The organism is Emcibacteraceae bacterium (genome assembly GCA_041396985.1).
Classification (GTDB): Bacteria; Pseudomonadota; Alphaproteobacteria; order Sphingomonadales; family Emcibacteraceae; genus Pseudemcibacter.
This window is the reverse complement of record JAWKXO010000002.1, coordinates 582,519-599,592: the sequence shown is the minus strand read 5'-3', so window position 1 is coordinate 599,592 and position 17,074 is coordinate 582,519. Positions and strand designations below refer to the sequence as shown.

Sequence of the window (17,074 nt, the reverse complement as noted above, 5' to 3'; positions counted from 1 at the left end):
TCATTCGGTTAGTTTTTTAATTTTGTCTTCAAGCCAAACAAATTCACAATTCATTCTTAAAGCCTCTGCCTTAATGTCTGAGACTTCTTCCAATCCCTTTATTGTTCTGTATCCTTGGGAATGGAGCTTTGTCAGCAATTCACGGTCTGCGCCCACAGGAACATATATTTTTTTGTCATTATCAGTGATTTCAAGTGCTCGCATAAGACTGTCAAGATAAAGGGAAAATCCGGTTGCCGGTTCACCCTCTCCCAGTTCCGCATTAACAATATATCGTCCCCCACGGCCAATTTCACCATGAACCCCGCCAGCGAAAAGACAAAAACTGATCCCTGTCTGATATTCAAACCCGGTAAATTCACCAGGGTCAACCGTGATCACCAGATCGGAGGCCAAAGCATTAAGGCGCGTAACAAGCTTTTCCAGTTCATTACACATATCACCGGCCTCTCTTGGCAGGTTTAATTCGGAAAGAATTTTCAGACTTTTATCAGCGGGCCCGGCCGCCTTGAGCAATGCACGGCTGATCAACCCAATTTCACCTTCAATATTTGAAAGCTCGCCTATATCCTTTGAATCAAGTGCATGACGCACCTGATCGCTCATTTTTTTATCCAGTCCAAGCCCTTCGGTAATCGTTGGAACCAATAACGGCATGGCCAGATCAATGCTAATTTTTTTGGCCCCGGCATTTTTAAGGGCTTCAAATGCAAGAAGAATAATTTCAATATAAGCTTCTGTTGTGTTTGAGCCGATCAGTTCGACGCCTGCCTGCGTAAACTGCCTTTCCGGGCGTAGCTGCGTGCCATTAATTCTAAGCACATCCCCCGCATAACTTAAGCGAAGCGGTCTTGGCGCATTTCCAAGCCGTGTATGTGAAATGCGGGCAACCTGCCCCGTCATGTCAGTGCGGACCCCCATCATACGTTGTGATGCAGGATCAAGTAGCCTGAACATATTCCTGGACTGCGCTTTACCAGGACCAAGTAAAAGGCTTTCTTCAAATTCGACAAGTGGCGGCAAAATCAGATCATATCCATAAACTGAAAAAATATTCAGAAGTTTTTCAACTGTTTTCCGCTCATGTGCAGCATCACCCACAAGACTATCATGCAATCCTTCTGGCAGGAGAGCTGTTTCATTAGGTTCAATCATTCTTTAGTGGTGCCGTCTCAATTTCATAAAAAGATTCGAAGTGCTTATATCACCTTTAGCATTAATTCCCAAAAATAAAAGCTGAATTTAAACAAAAAAAGGGAGAGCCTTTAAGCTCTCCCAATCAGTAGAATGTTTTGGATACAGTTTCTACTTTTTTAAAAATTTAAGGCTTTTACCCGGCGCACCTGATTAATCTTGCTGATCTTGGCAATTATTTCCGCCGGCGCTGGCTGATCAACCGCCACCAGTGCAATTGCGCGGCCACCTTCATTGTGACGACCAAGATTAAATGTCGCAATATTCAGGTTACCTTCACCAAGAATTGTACCAAGGGCACCGATAAATCCTGGCTGGTCATCATTTGTTGCAAATATCATATTTTCGGTCAGTTCACCTTCAAGACGAATATCATCAACCTGAACAATCCGCGGACGACGATCAGCAAACAAAGTACCCTCAACAGAGAATTCACCTTTATCCGTAACCACAGTCACACTCACAAGTGTATGATAATCACCTTCACCTTCATGTTTACTTTCAATCACATTGATATCGCGCTCTTTTGCAATACTTAAGGCATTGACCATATTAACGTTGCCCATTAAAGGACTTAACAGACCTTCAACAACTATTGATGTCAATGGACGGACATTCAGTTCTGTAACATCGCCCTGATATTCAATTTGAATTTCCTTAATCGCGTCTTCAGTCAGCTGGCCTACAAAACTACCGAGCTGTCTGACCAATGACATATAAGGACTTAAGCGCTTTGATTCTTCCGCTGTCAGACTTGGCATATTCAATGCGTTCGTTACAGCACCATCCAGAAGATAATCAGCCATCTGCTCTGCCACCTGAACGGCAACATTGACCTGTGCTTCAGCAGTAGAGGCACCAAGATGCGGTGTGGCCACAACATTTTCATGACCAAACAGGGCATTTTCCTTGGCCGGCTCAACTTCAAATACATCAAGTCCTGCACCAGCCACCTTGCCACTGTCCAGAGCGTCCTTTAAGGCTGCTTCATCAATAAGACCACCACGGGCACAATTGATAATGCGCACACCATCTTTCATTTTTGCAAAAGCCTCTTTGCCTAAAATGCCACGGGTTGAATCAGTAAGTGGCGTATGAAGCGAAATGAAATCAGCGCGGGCCAAAAGTGTATCAAGATCTACTTTCTCGACACCGATTTCCTCTGCCCGTTCTTCTAATAAAAACGGATCAAAGGCAACCACTTTCATTTTAAGGCCAAGAGCACGGTTTGCAACTATAGCACCGATATTCCCGCATCCGATGATACCCAGTGTTTTAGAAGTCAGCTCAACCCCCATAAAGCGGGATTTTTCCCATTTCCCTGCGTGGGTTGACGCACTGGCCTCCGGAATTTGTCTTGCAACTGCAAACATCAGGGCAATTGCATGTTCAGCTGTTGTTATGCTGTTCCCAAATGGGGTGTTCATTACTACAACACCATTTGCTGTTGCGGCCGGAATATCCACATTATCAACACCAATACCGGCACGGCCAACCACTTTCAGATTTTTAGCCGCAGCCAGAATTTTTGGTGTTACTTTTGTTGCTGATCTGATCGCCAGACCATCATATTCATGAATTTTTTCCTCAAGTTCTTCTTTGGTCAAACCAACAATCTGGTCCGTTTCAATGCCGCGACGCTCAAAAATTTCTTTGGCAAGCGGGCTTAATTTATCAGAAATAAGTACCTTAACCATAAGGTGTACCTTTCAATTTTGATCTAAATAAAAAATATTAATTATAGCTTTTGCGAACTTCGCCGTAAGCCCAGTCAAGCCAAGGGGTGAGATCACGAAGGTCCTGTGCTTCAATCGTGGATCCTGCCCAGATACGAAGACCCGCTGGTGCATCACGATAAGCGCCGATGTCATAAGCAACATCCTGCTCATCCAGAAGTTTTGCAAGCTTCTTGGCTGCCGCAGCTTTATCCTCGTCACTAAGTGCCGAGAACCAGTCTGCAGTTATTTTGAGGCACACAGAAGTATTTGAAATTGTCTGTGGATCTTCCGCCAGAAAATCAACCCAATCGGTTTTTTCAACCCAGTTACGTAGTACGGCTAAATTATCCTCGGATCGTTTGATTAGGCCTTTTAGCCCACCAACCTCAAAGCCCCAGTTAAGGGCATCCAGATAATCTTCAACACAAAGCATTGAAGGTGTATTGATGGTTGCACCACTAAAGATATCGCTTATCAGTTTACCGTTTTTGGTAAGGCGGAATATTTTTGGAAGTGGCCAGGCCGGTGCGTAATTTTCAAGACGCTCTACAGCACGCGGCGATAATATAAGAATACCATGCGCACCTTCACCGCCCAAAACTTTTTGCCAGGAGAATGTGGCTACATCCAGCTTATGCCATGGAAGGTCCATTGCAAAGGCAGCTGAAGTTGCATCACAAATGGTCAATCCTGCGCGATTATCAGAAATCCAGTCCCCATTTGGAACTTTGACACCGGATGTCGTCCCATTCCAGGTGAAGACCACATCACGAGACGGATCAATGATAGATAAATCGGAAAGCTGGCCATATGGTGCTTCTATTTTACGGACGTCGTCAAGTTTAAGCTGTTTTACAACATCTGTAATCCAACCACTGCCGAAGCTTTCCCAGGCAAGCATATCAACACCACGGGCCCCGAGCAGTGACCAAAGGGCCATTTCGACGGCACCGGTATCAGAACCGGGAACAATACCGACAAGATAATCAGCCGGCAGACCCAGTAATTCATGGGTTTTATCAATTGCTTCTTTTAAACGGGACTTGCCTATTGCGGCACGATGAGAACGGCCAAGTGGGGCATTTTCTAAATTTTTTATCGTCCAGCCCGGGCGTTTAGCACACGGTCCTGACGAAAACAGCGCTGACGCTGGTTTCTTTTCTGGTAACATTTTATGTCTCCTATTCCTTCCAGAATAGCTGTCCCTCGTTGGGGAAGGATAGCCCACAGCGGACTATAGAGAAGTAATTTTAATTGTCAATCAGGAGATTTAAAAATGGAAAAATTAATTTTCAAAAGGGTAATCACCCGTCCTTCCATTAAAGGAAATCTGGTACATTTTGCTGTCTTTCTGGAACGTATGGCTTTTCACTTTTCCGTCCAGTTTCAGGTTCACTGTGTTGCTTTGATCGTCAAAAAGATCCTGGAGAATCCGATCGGCAATGATCAGAGTCTGCTGTCCTTCCTGAAGCGGCGCCTCCTGATAGACAAAAATATTATCAAGGGTCACTTCAACAGCAATCCAGTTCAGCGGGATCATATCCCCGTCCGGAGAATAGATGGCGAATGCCTGAACAATATAATCTTTCAGAAATGATTCGATGACCTCGTCCGAAAGCTCACCGGTTGATCCCTGATAGCGCATTAGCAGATCTTCAATATCGTGCGTAAATATCCGATGGGTAATTTCAATTGTGCCTTTTGTCGGCTGTAATTCAATCTGTGTAAATGATGCATAAAAACGATGTGCGTGCCCGATACCGGCCACGCACAATGTTAATATAATGATCAGTAATTTAGAAAAATTTCCAAAAGTCACTATTTATATTCATCCAATAGCTTTTTGAAATTTTCTTCTGATGATTTCTTGTTCTTATCATCTTCTTTTTGTTTCTCTTTTTTATAATCATCAAGAGATTTAGGTTCTTCCAGATTTTCTTTCAGCATATCGCGGCCCTGATTTGCTTTTTCCTTAACCAGATCAAAGCGGCTTTCCAGAATGCGGCGCGGGAAGAAGTTATTAAACATATCCGTGTCCGCAGTTTCATATTTCGGATCAAGAACCACGGAAGCAATTTCCTTATCGGTAACAATCATTTTTGTCACCTGATTATAGTCCAGCTTCCAAATTTCAGCCGGGAAACGTTTTTCTTCTTTTGTTCCGTCTGTATATTCAATTTCAAGATAAAGGGGCATCAAAAGACCGCCAATATTGGTAAAATCAAGCAAATAAATGTTACTGTCATCTTTAAGCATATCGACCTGCCACGGCTCAAGGTCCGCAATCAGCTTGTTATATTCGTTGCGTTGCTTGTTTGTTACCGTAAATTCATCATGATCATTATAAAAATCCTTGATGCCCGGAAATTCATCAACACGTTTTGGCAGATCATCGTTGCTGAAATAGCTTGGATGAGTTCTTTTTTCCATTTCCTGCTTACGCTTGAAGGCTTCCTCAATTTCCGGATTTTTCGTGTCGATAGTAAAGCGACGGACATTATCAAGGGAAATATCCACATGATCCGTGGTATAGAACCATCCACGCCAGAACCAGTCGAGATCGACACCGCTGGCATCTTCCATAGTGCGGAAAAAGTCTGCCGGTGTTGGGCGTTTAAATTTCCAGCGCTGTGCATATTCACGAAACGCAAAATCGAAAAGCTCATGTCCCATAATACTTTCACGGAGAATATTAAATGCTGTGGCCGGTTTGGCATATGCATTGTTACCTTTTTGTATTACAGATTCAGCATTGCTCATAATCGGCACCTGATTGGTGCTGGTCATATAGCCGGTAATATTTCTTGGATCAATCCGGCCAAGCGGATAATCTTCTTTCCATTCCTGGTGGGCCAGGTTCTGCACAAAAGTATTCATCCCCTCATCCATCCAGGTCCATTGTCTTTCATCTGAATTGATGACCATCGGGTAATAATTATGACCCACTTCATGGATAATTACGCCAATCAGTCCATGTTTTGTCCGACGGCTGTAGGTTCGGGTCCCATCTTCATGGGTAGTCGGACGGGCGCCATTAAAGCTGATCATCGGATATTCCATGCCACCAATCGGGCCGTTAACCGAAATTGCCACTGGATATGGGTAGGTAAGAGCGTATTTATTATAAACATTCAATGTATGCCGCACCGCATGGGTTGAAATATCAGACCATAATGGTTCACCCGCCATTGGATAAAATGACATCGCCATAACGGTTTCACCATTTTCTGACATATAATATCCCATAGCATCCCAGATAAATTTGCGGCTTGAAGCAAAAGCAAAATCCCGAACATTTTCGGCTTTGAACCGCCAAGTTTTCATTTGTGTAGAATGGCTTTTTTCATTCTCAACAGCTTCTTTTGGCGTCACAATAAACACAGGCACTGACGCTGTTCGCGCTTCAATCAGCCGGTCGCGTTGATCCTGTGTAAGCACGTCTGCACTATTTTGAAGCTCGCCGGATGCAGCAACGATATGATCTGATGGCGCAGTGATCGCAACATCATAATCACCAAATTCCAGTGTGAATTCGCCGCTCCCCTGATATTCCTTATTATGCCAGCCTTCATAATCAGAATAGGCTGTTACACGCGGGTACCATTGGGCTATTTCATAAATTCTGTTTTCGTCGCGTGGAAAAAATTCATAGCCCTGACGGGAAAGTTTATATTTCTTCGCATCCGGAATATTATACCACCAGCTTATATTAAATTCAGTTATTGCACCGGCCGCCAGTGGCTCCGGAAGGTCAATTCGCATCATTGAGCCAACCACAACATTCTTAAGATCACTTCCAGTACTGTCCGTCAACGATGTGACCTTAAACCCACCGTCAAAAGACCTTTCATCTACATATTTTCTAAAGCGCTCCATGGTCATGCCTTTTGTCGTTTTCGGCATGGTTTCGCTTTTTTTGTCCATGGATGTTTTTGGATCAAAACGGTTCTGATCCATTTGCATCCAGATATATTTAAGGGCATCCGGCGAATTATTATAATATTTGATTGTTGCTTTCCCAGTTAATGTCTGCTTGTCATCATCAAGAGTTACATCAATTTTATAATCTGCCCGTTGCTGCCAATATGCGTAACCGGGTGCGCCTGATGCGGTTCGATAACTGTTGGCTGTGGGCAGATATTCATTCAGCTGCCTGAATTTGTCGTTGATCTGATTTTGAGTTTGTGCCTGAGACGTCACAATAAAAACAGCACTTACAAACAATCCCAAAAATGTGGATTTCACCTTAATCATAATAAAAATTCCCTCAAATAACCTTCAATGCATTATTTATTCAAAGGATACTATATAGTATTACGACTTTAGTCCAGTATGCTTTTAATCAACCGAAACCAGGTGATTTATGGGTCCACAGCCACTGCCGTAGCCCGGTGCCTGCTCCAGCGCTTTATGAACAAAATTGTGGGCACGCGCCACAGCATCCACCAATGTCATATTTTGTGCCAGACCCGTTGCAATGCCCGACGCCAAGGTGCAGCCGGTTCCGTGGTTATCCTTTCCCGGCACTCTAAGGGAAGAAAATATTTTTTCCGAATTCTGAGTTACCAGAAGGTCGGTCAGGATATCACCTTTTAGATGCCCGCCTTTAATAAGAACTGCGCCAGGCCCCATTTTGAGTAGATCGTCTGCAGCACGGCGCATGTCGTCCATATTTTTGAGAAGCTCGGTCCCGGTTAGTTTTGCTGCTTCGGCAAGATTAGGGGTAAGCAACGTCGTTTTTGGAAGAATTTCGTTGACCAGCGTATTTACACTGTGGGGCTTTAAAAGCATATGGCCGCTGGTGGACATCATCACCGGGTCAACAACGAGTGGAATTGACTTACCGTGTTCTTTTAGAACATCACTAACAGCCAGGATAATATCCGGAGAAAGCAACATGCCTGTTTTGATAGCATCGGCACCAATATCCCCAAGAACCGATAATATTTGAGCCTTTACAATCTTTGCCGGAATAGGAAAAACGTCACTGACCATATTGGTATCCTGAACCGTTATGGCCGTAATGGCCGACATGGCATAGGCGCCCAGTGAAGAAATGGTTTTAATGTCCGCCTGAATCCCTGCACCACCACTTGAATCAGAGCCGGCGATTGTTAAAACCTTGCCTTTCATCAATTATTCGCTTCGCACGCTTGCCTGGACAGAAGCGACAATATCGTTGGCAACAGTGTTGATCAGGTTATCATCAGACCCTTCGACCATAACGCGGATGAGTGGTTCTGTTCCTGACTTACGAATGACAACACGGCCATCACCATTTAAACTGCTTTCACCATCAGAGATTGCCTGTTTGACATGACTGTTCTCAAGAGGCTCATCCCCTTCTTTATATCTGACATTTTTAAGAAGTTGGGGATATGGCTCAAACGATTTAAATAAATTACTGACCGGACGTCCTTTTTCCGTCAGAACGGCCAGCACCTGCAAAGCCGCCACCAGACCGTCACCCGTCGTATTAAAATCGCTCAATACAATGTGGCCGGACTGTTCACCGCCAATATTGCAGCCAAGCTGCTGCATTGCGGCAACAACATATCTGTCGCCGACTGATGTCCGTTCCAGACGCAATCCGATTGATTTAATATATTTTTCAAGGCCGATGTTTGACATGATTGTTGCGACAAGGGCATCGCCTTTTAATCTACCATTCTGATGCCAATTGGTCGCAATTGTCGCCATGACCTGATCACCATCAATAATTTTACCGTTTTCGTCACAGATAATGAGCCGGTCAGCATCACCGTCCAGAGCAATACCAATATCCGCACGGGTTTCTATAACTCTATCACACATCGCCTGCGGTTTTGTGGACCCACAGGCATCATTAATATTTGTTCCGTTCGGAGACGTTCCTAAGGCAATGACTTCTGCACCCAATTCCCAAAGTACGCTTGGGGCGGTTCGGTAGGCAGCACCATTGGCACAGTCGAGAACTACCCTGAGACCGTCTAGGCGCAAATGTTTTGGAAATGTGTTTTTTGCGAATTCAATATATCGTCCTACGGCATTATGAAGTCTCTGAGCGCGGCCGAGTTTAGAGGATTCGACCAAATGCTTGTCATATCCATTATCCATTCTTTTTTCAATTTCAAGCTCAATTTCGTCAGAAAGCTTATTGCCATCATGGTCGAAAAGTTTAATCCCGTTATCATAATATGGATTATGAGAAGCCGAGAGCATAACGCCAAGATCCGCACGAAGAGACCGGGTGAGCATGGCAACTGCCGGCGTTGGCATCGGTCCAAGAAGCACAACATCCATACCCATAGAAATAAAGCCGGATGTGAGTGCAGGCTCAAGAAGGTAACCTGACAGTCGCGTATCTTTTCCGATAACGACCCTATGCTGATGTTCACCACGGGTAAAATGGCGTCCTGCTGCCATACCAACGCGCATGGCAACCTCTGCTGTCATTTTCCCTTCATTCGCTTTACCGCGAATCCCATCGGTTCCAAAATATTTTCTTGTCATTTTTGCTCTTATCTCATTTTGGGAAATTAACTATAACCATTTAATAGCACGAGTATGTTAATAGAAACTGAATATTCGAAAAAAGTTTGGCTAAAATGTGACTTCCCCCCTGCCTGCCGATAGCAAAATTGCTATCGCCTGTCGGGTTTGCAATACATCATGTACTCGGATAATCTGCGCCCCCTGTTCCAAGCATAGCATAGCAGCGGCAAGAGAGCCAGCCAATCTGTTCTCCGCCTTACTTTCACCAGTGATTTTTCCAATAAAGCTTTTACGGGATACACCAACTAGGATCGGAACCCCTAGACCATGAAACAGGGCAAGGTTCGAAATTATTTGAAGATTATGGTCAACCGTTTTCCCAAAACCGATCCCCGGGTCAATGATTATTCTGTTTCGGGGGATGCCTGCTTCAATGCAAAAATTAATCCTGCTTTCAAGATAATCATAAATATCCAACAACACATTTTCATATACCGGATTATCCTGCATTGTTTCAGGGGTTCCAAGCGCATGCATCAGTATCACAGGCACATTCGTTTCTTTTGCTATTTTGATACTGTCCGGATCATGGGAAAGTGCACTGACATCGTTTATGATGTTCGCGCCAGCATTGATCGCTTCTTTCATAACATCGGCATTACGGCTGTCGATTGAAATGGGGATATTTTTTTCAGATAAAGCCTTAATAACCGGTATTACTCTTTCTTTTTCCATATCGGTTGGTACTGGCTTCGCGCCGGGCTTCGTGCTTTCCCCGCCGATGTCAATTATATCTGCCCCTGCCCCGATCATATGAATGGCATGGGCAACTGAATTTTCCGGATCAATAAAAGCCCCCCCATCTGAAAAACTGTCTGGCGTAACATTTAATATTCCCTGTATGAGAGGCCTACATGGATCAAGTGGCGGCGCAGAAATTAAATGAATAGCTTCCCTTGCACTGGTAATATTTTTTAAAAGCTTTTCTAATTCCAGTCCAAAATTTTCCGATTGTCTTGCTAAATAGTCATCAAGCGCCGATACCGGGATGGTCTGTTCAGTTATTTCATTCTGTTCACGACAGATTATTTTTAGGGCAGAAAAATAAATATCCCCACCAGCAAGGTTTTTAAAGTTACCATCATTAAAAGCAGAGCCCCTGAGTAAACCCAGGGGCTGCGCGTATATAGATCTTTTAGTCAAGTCGCCTGACAATGGCTTTATCAGCTTTCTGTTACCGGTTCTGAGCCAATATTATCGCCTTTATCCTTAGGTTTCTTTGTCGAGGGTACAGAACCCGTAGGCTTGCTATCCGATTTGTCATCATCGCTCAGGTTTCTCTGAATTTCCTTACCCGCCAGAAGATCATTAATCTCTTCACCGCTAAGTGTTTCATATTCAAGCAGACCTTTACCCAGCTTATGAAGGTCATCAATATTTTCAGTCAGAATTTTTGTTGCCCTTTTATAAGCGGTATCCACAATCTTACGGATTTCCTCGTCAATGATTTTTGCTGTTGCCGCAGATACATTCTGACTTTGTGCCACAGAATGTCCCAGAAACACTTCCTGCTGGTTTTCACCATATTCAAGAGGTCCCAGTTTATCGCTCATACCCCACTGCGTAACCATGGCACGGGCCATTTTAGTCGCGTAGGAAATATCGGAAGAGGCCCCTGAAGTTACTTTATCATAACCAAAGATAAGCTCCTCCGCAACGCGGCCACCCATAGCAACTGCCAGATCCGCATGCATTTTTTCACGGCTTCTTGAAAGCTGGTCATGTTCTGGAAGACGCATAACCATCCCCAAAGCACGCCCGCGCGGAATAATTGTTGCCTTATGGATCGGGTCAGATGCTGGGCAGTGAAGGGCTACCAGAGCATGTCCGCCTTCATGATATGCGGTCAGCTTTCTTTCTTCTTCCTGCATGACCATTGAACGGCGTTCAGCACCCATCATCACTTTATCTTTTGACTGCTCAAAATCTTCCATAGTGACCACACGTTTTCCTTTACGTGCAGCGAGCAATGCCGCTTCATTCACCAAATTGGCCAGATCAGCACCAGAAAAGCCGGGTGTTCCGCGCGCGATAACGCGTGGTTTTACATCAGCAGCCAGCGGTACTTTCTTCATATGGACTTTTAGTATTTTTTCACGGCCCAGAATATCAGGGTTTGATACAACCACCTGACGGTCAAATCGACCTGGACGCAATAAGGCTGGATCAAGCACATCAGGACGGTTGGTAGCAGCAAGAAGGATAATCCCTTCATTGGCCTCAAAACCATCCATTTCAACAAGCAATTGGTTCAAAGTCTGTTCGCGCTCATCATTTCCGCCACCAAGGCCGGCACCACGATGACGGCCAACTGCGTCAATTTCATCAATGAATATGATACAGGGCGCATTATTTTTTCCCTGTTCAAACATATCACGAACCCGGCTGGCACCAACACCAACAAACATTTCTACGAAATCAGAACCGGAAATTGTAAAGAATGGCACATTCGCTTCACCGGCAATGGCACGGGCAAGCAATGTTTTACCGGTTCCCGGAGGACCAACAAGCAGCGCACCTTTCGGAATCACCGCGCCCAGACGCTGATATTTACTTGGGTCTTTTAAAAATTCGACAATTTCTTCCAGCTCTTCTTTTGCTTCTTCAATGCCCGCCACATCGTCAAAGGTCACACGGCCTGACATTTCGTTAAGCAATTTGGCTTTTGATTTTCCAAAACCCATTGCCTTACCGCTACCGCCCTGCATTTGCCGCATGAAAAATATCCACACACCAATCAGCAATAAGAAAGGAAGCATTGAATAAAGGAAATTCAGAAACGGGCTGCTTTCAACCGGTTTGGCATTAATATTAACGCCTTTTTGATTAAGCTTATCAATCAAGGTGGCATCATATGGCGCATAAGTCTGGAATGTTGTGCCGTCCGCCATCTGTCCGGCGATATTATTTTCCTGAATAGTGACACTGGTCACTTTCCCGGATTCAACGCCTGAAAGAAATTCGGAATAGGAAATGTCGGCTCGCGCATCTCCGCCTGATGGCCCTTTAAAGGCGCTAAACAAAGCAAGCAGTAAGATTAATATAATAAGCCAGAATGCAAAATTACGTTTCATATTGTTCACGCGTCGAACCTTTAGTTAATTAGCGATATTGAAAACCATTGTTTCATATACATTAAATAGGTGCAATTTAATTTGAAACAAGCTTGTTATACAATTTTTATTTAGGATAGCTTTTATTTCTTAAAAACAACTGAAAATCCATTAAAATCTGTAACGCCGGTTTCCTGAAGCAAAAAGTCTGGAAGCCAAAGTTTATTTTCCACATCAATTATACAGGGCAAAGTGGGTATTACTCTGTCCCTTATTCTATGATCCTTAAATAAATCAGATAGTCTTTGTTTGAAATCCGGTACTTTTTGAACAATTTTCTCTATTATATCCTGCCCTAATGGAACAATTTCTCCCGAAATACTTTTTGTATCAACGACAAACCTGTTATCCCACAAGCATCGTTTCGCCTGTTTAATGTTAACCCGTTTATCAATATCCTTATATTCCCGACAGAAAATTATGTCCTTTTCAGAAATTTTAAAAAGGATCACTCCTGAAAGTGTTTGCCCTGAGAAATCGTCCGATTTCAAACTTTGAAACAGAAATTCAAGTTTATTATAACGGGGTGGATATGTATTTCCACTAACCTTCTTAAGAATGTTGCTTAAAAGTCTAAGGGAAATTTCTTCATGAAGTTTTTGGTGAAATTCAGAATTTAAAGTTGCGTATCCATATTTATTATAGCTCACAAATTCCGATTCGGCTTTTTCAGTTTGCCCTTCAAGTAGTGACCTTACCCGTCTCATTTTATCCGCTGTCGATGACAGCCGTTCTATATCGAAGCCCTCTATTTCTGAACTTCGTAACAGTTCCCGAATTTGAATACGGGTATATTTCTCATTCTGGTTACTCGGATCCTCGATCCATTCCTGGCCATTGGCCCTTAAAAATGCAACAAGCCGGTCTTTACTTATATCAAGTAGAGGCCGATAAATTTTGGGATAAAGACCATTTGCATCGGATAACGGAAATGAAGCGATTTTGTCCATAGCAGAAAGGCCGTCAATTCCACTCCCCCGAAATAGCCGGATCAGAAAAGTTTCCGCCTGATCATTCATATGGTGAGCAAGAAAGAGATGTTCAATTTTATTATCCACACACCATTGCCCCATCAGCGCATAACGGGCATTACGGGCTTCGTCCTGAATATTGGTGTCGGGCTTGTGACCAACCCAGGTCAGAATATGATGTTCAATTCCCCGTTCACTTAACCATTTCCCAACCTGTTCCGCTTCCTGATTTGATTTCTGCCTTAAGCCGTGATCAACCGTTAATGCAACAAGAGAAATATGACGGCTTTGGCAAAATTCATTTAAAAGCAGCGTAAGCGCCATACTATCGGCGCCACCGGAAACGGCAACTGCAATATTGTCGGGGGAACCAATATTTAGCGGGTCAATGATTGTTTCGAATTCGTCAGCAGATAAAGCGGAAAAATTATTTCTGCCGCCTAATTGCATCCTGCTTTTCTTTCCTCAACGGGCCGCATACGCGTGTTTTCAGAACTGTTCGGAAAACGGGCATTCAGTTCGCGGTATACTTCACAGGCTTCCTGTTTTTCGCCCAGCAGATTAAGCGACATTCCCACCTTAAGAAGATATGCCGGTGCTTTCGAACTGTCCGGATATTTGCTCATCCCTTCCAGGAAGGTGCGGGTAGCATCCGTATAATTCCCACGGGCGTAATAAGTCTGACCCAGCCAATACTGGGCATTGCCGGCAAGCTCATCATCGGGGTGCGCTTTTAAAAATTCAAGGAAACTGATTTCGGCCTGCTCATATTGTGCATTGGACACAAGACCATATGCATAATCATATTGCTGTTTTGGCGATCCTGTAGGAAGCGGGGCACCTCCAGACGGCATAGAGGCCGCTGCACCACCCATCGCTGGCAAAGTTCCTGCACCAACCCCTTTTTCAAGCTCGGCAAAGCGAAATTCATAATCTTTTTGCATGGTCTCAAGCTGACGAGCCATATTTTCAACTTTGAAATTTGCCTCTTCCACTTTTCCTGTCATCTGGCGAAGCTGGGTTTCAAGTTCGGAAATACGAATATTTATTTCAGCAATCAGCTGACCTTCGGACCCGGCCGGGGCGGCGGCAACAGCAGATGTATCAATGCCTGCCGCGTCATTACTTCCGCCATCACTCCCTGACTGAAAACGGCTACCCGGCGTAAATACCCTTCGTTGCAATGCATTGAGCTGTTTTTCAATTGCCGTAAGACGTTCTCTGGTTGATTGAGCAGACACATGATCCGTTGTGCCCAGTAAAATCACTGCTGACAGGGAGAATACTAAAAATCCAGGCAATATATCTTTCATTATCAAAATTTTGTTCAACATATAGCGCTCCGCTCTGCTTCAATTTTTCTTCTAAAAAAAATGCCCGCATGACCAGGTTAGTCGCACGGGCATCTTCTAAGCTACAATAAAATTAATTTACGCGTGTTTTTCCGCGCCGGTTTTCCGCATCGACTGTGCTGATCGGGCGTTCCTTGCCGTAGCTGACAGTACGAATACGTGACGCGCTGACACCCATCGCAACAAGGTAGTTTTTAACCGCGTTGGCACGACGATCACCAAGAGCAATGTTATATTCACGTGTACCGCGCTCGTCACAGTGACCTTCAATAATAACATTTACAGATGAGTTGGCTTTCATCCAGTTTGCCTGCGCCTGCAGAATGTTACGTGCTGTTGCATCAATATCATAACGGTCAAAAGCGAAATGCACCAATGAAGCATCCATTCCACCGCCCATAACTTGATTTTCAAGGTATTCCTGAGTTGTTGTGTCAACAGGTGCCGGTGTAGGTGCTGGCGCCGGTGCTGGTGCTGGTGCTGGCTCAGGAGGAGGTGTGTTATCCATTGTATCACTCCCTGAATTCGCACACGCACTTAAAACCAGTGCTGCCCCGGCCATAATTAATAATTTTGCATAAAATTTATTTAGCATTTAGTGATCCTTCACATATTTATCTTTTTATTTTTTTCCTAAAACTACTGTCATTCCCCATAAGAATTGACAAACGCATCCAATCATACATTCCTTTGGCCTACATAATTACATCGACTATAAACGTAGATTATAGAGGAATCAAGCAACAATACTCGCTATTTAGCGGCATAATACTAACTATTTGTTAATATTATCACCAATTCATTATCAATCCCTTAACGTCTATCCAATAATGGTGACCAGGCAGGGTCTGATCCATCAAGGGGCGTTAAGACCTGTCTTTCATTATATCCAGTCAAATCAATCGACCATAACTGGGTTTCTCCGCCTCCTCCCCTGTTATCATAAGGATATTTCCGATAGTACATGATGACCCGTCCATTTGGTGACCATGTCGGCCCTTCCTCAAAATAACTTTCGGTTAATATCCGTTCGCCGGACCCGTCCGGACGAATGACCCCTATATAAAATTTGCCTCCAGTCTGCTTAGTAAACGCAATCAGGTCACCACGGGGAGACCAGACAGGTGTTGAATAAAGGCCCTGACCAAAACTGATCCTTTTAATATTGCCGCCATCCGCATCCATCACATAAAGCTGCGGGGTGCCTCCACGGTCAGATGTAAATGTAATATAACGACCAAAGGGTGAATAACTCGGGCTGGTATCAATCGCTGAATTTGTCGTCAGCTGCTTAATCCTGCGGGTTGCCAGCTCCATAACAAAAATATCGGTATTGCCATGCTCGGCTTTTGACATAATGACATTTTTACCGTCCGGTGAAAAACGTGGCGCGAAGGTCATGCCCCTGAATTCACCCAACATTTCCGATTTGCCGGTATTGATATTAAAAAGATAAACACGCGGTGTATCGTTATAATAGGAAAGATATGTAATTTCCTGTGATGTTGGTGAAAAACGGGGATTAAGTACCATGAAAGACCCGTCTGTCATGAATTGATGGTTATACCCATCCTGATCCATAATCGCGAGACGCTTAATACGGTTTAGATATGGACCACTTTCCGAAATATACACGATCCGGGTGTCAAAATAGCCTTCTTCCCCCGTAAGCCTTTTGTAGATGGCGTCTGAAATTTTATGCGCTACACGGCGCCAGCTTTGTGGCGAGCCCGTCAGCGCAAGTCCGGCCATTTGTGATCCTGCCAAAACATCCCAAAGTCTGAATTCCACCCGCAGCTGGCCATCTTCACGCAAAATTGTCGCCCCTGTTACAAGAGCCTGGGCACCAACAGCACGCCAGTTTGCAAATTGGGGAGCCGCCGTCGCGTTATCCGAATTAATAAAAGCGCGAGGATCAATTGCATTAAAAAGACCCGAGCGTTCAAGATCAGCGGTTACAACCTGGGAAATCTGCTTGCCGATTTCCATAACGGAACCGGCTGTTGTCATTTGTGCTCCACTTCCGGCAAGCGGTGTAACAGCAATTGGGAGCGGCTGAACATTACCGCGCGTGATATCAATTTCTATCACAGCATTTGCCGATACAGTTGCAGAAACAACCCCAATAACAGATACCAACAAAATCTTAAACAAATTCACTTTCAATCTCCCAATTGTCTCTATTGTTTCTC

13 protein-coding genes are annotated in these 17,074 nt (G+C 44.2%); all 13 read right to left on the bottom strand.

Annotation, left to right across the window (positions count from 1 at the left end; genetic code table 11):
* The gene (locus tag R3D86_07405; protein MEZ5758031.1) at positions 1–1,155 is read right to left on the bottom strand and encodes an ATP phosphoribosyltransferase regulatory subunit; all 1,155 of its coding nucleotides are present in this window, start codon (positions 1,153–1,155) and stop codon (positions 1–3) included.
* A 158-nt stretch (positions 1,156–1,313) separates the two neighbouring features.
* On the bottom strand, positions 1,314–2,891 hold the full coding sequence (gene serA / locus R3D86_07400) for a phosphoglycerate dehydrogenase (GenBank protein MEZ5758030.1): 1,578 nt from the start codon (positions 2,889–2,891) through the stop codon (positions 1,314–1,316).
* A gap of 37 nt (positions 2,892–2,928) precedes the next feature.
* Positions 2,929–4,083, bottom strand: coding sequence for a phosphoserine transaminase (locus R3D86_07395; protein MEZ5758029.1), 1,155 nt, complete (start codon positions 4,081–4,083; stop codon positions 2,929–2,931).
* A 114-nt stretch (positions 4,084–4,197) separates the two neighbouring features.
* The gene (locus tag R3D86_07390) at positions 4,198–4,731 is read right to left on the bottom strand and encodes a DUF6702 family protein (GenBank protein MEZ5758028.1); all 534 of its coding nucleotides are present in this window, start codon (positions 4,729–4,731) and stop codon (positions 4,198–4,200) included.
* On the bottom strand, positions 4,731–7,166 hold the full coding sequence (locus tag R3D86_07385) for a M1 family metallopeptidase (protein ID MEZ5758027.1): 2,436 nt from the start codon (positions 7,164–7,166) through the stop codon (positions 4,731–4,733). The genes R3D86_07390 and R3D86_07385 overlap by 1 nt, the downstream gene beginning before the upstream one ends.
* Positions 7,167–7,250: 84 nt before the next feature.
* Positions 7,251–8,045, bottom strand: coding sequence for a bifunctional hydroxymethylpyrimidine kinase/phosphomethylpyrimidine kinase (gene thiD / locus R3D86_07380; GenBank protein MEZ5758026.1), 795 nt, complete (start codon positions 8,043–8,045; stop codon positions 7,251–7,253).
* A 3-nt stretch (positions 8,046–8,048) separates the two neighbouring features.
* Positions 8,049–9,404, bottom strand: a complete 1,356-nt coding sequence (gene glmM / locus R3D86_07375) for a phosphoglucosamine mutase (GenBank protein MEZ5758025.1) — start codon at positions 9,402–9,404, stop codon at positions 8,049–8,051.
* Positions 9,405–9,494: 90 nt separating this feature from the next.
* A complete protein-coding gene (folP, locus tag R3D86_07370; protein ID MEZ5758024.1) occupies positions 9,495–10,589 on the bottom strand; it encodes a dihydropteroate synthase in 1,095 nt (364 codons plus the stop codon).
* A 20-nt stretch (positions 10,590–10,609) separates the two neighbouring features.
* Positions 10,610–12,520, bottom strand: a complete 1,911-nt coding sequence (ftsH, locus tag R3D86_07365; GenBank protein ID MEZ5758023.1) for an ATP-dependent zinc metalloprotease FtsH — start codon at positions 12,518–12,520, stop codon at positions 10,610–10,612.
* 122 nt (positions 12,521–12,642) lie between these two features.
* A complete protein-coding gene (gene tilS, locus R3D86_07360) occupies positions 12,643–13,980 on the bottom strand; it encodes a tRNA lysidine(34) synthetase TilS (GenBank protein ID MEZ5758022.1) in 1,338 nt (445 codons plus the stop codon).
* Complete coding sequence (ybgF, locus tag R3D86_07355; GenBank protein MEZ5758021.1) at positions 13,971–14,864, bottom strand: tol-pal system protein YbgF; 894 nt, start codon at positions 14,862–14,864, stop codon at positions 13,971–13,973. The genes tilS and ybgF overlap by 10 nt, the downstream gene beginning before the upstream one ends.
* A gap of 91 nt (positions 14,865–14,955) precedes the next feature.
* A complete protein-coding gene (gene pal, locus R3D86_07350) occupies positions 14,956–15,477 on the bottom strand; it encodes a peptidoglycan-associated lipoprotein Pal (protein MEZ5758020.1) in 522 nt (173 codons plus the stop codon).
* Positions 15,478–15,695: 218 nt separating this feature from the next.
* Complete coding sequence (gene tolB, locus R3D86_07345) at positions 15,696–17,042, bottom strand: Tol-Pal system beta propeller repeat protein TolB (GenBank protein ID MEZ5758019.1); 1,347 nt, start codon at positions 17,040–17,042, stop codon at positions 15,696–15,698.
* Positions 17,043–17,074 lie beyond the last annotated feature (32 nt).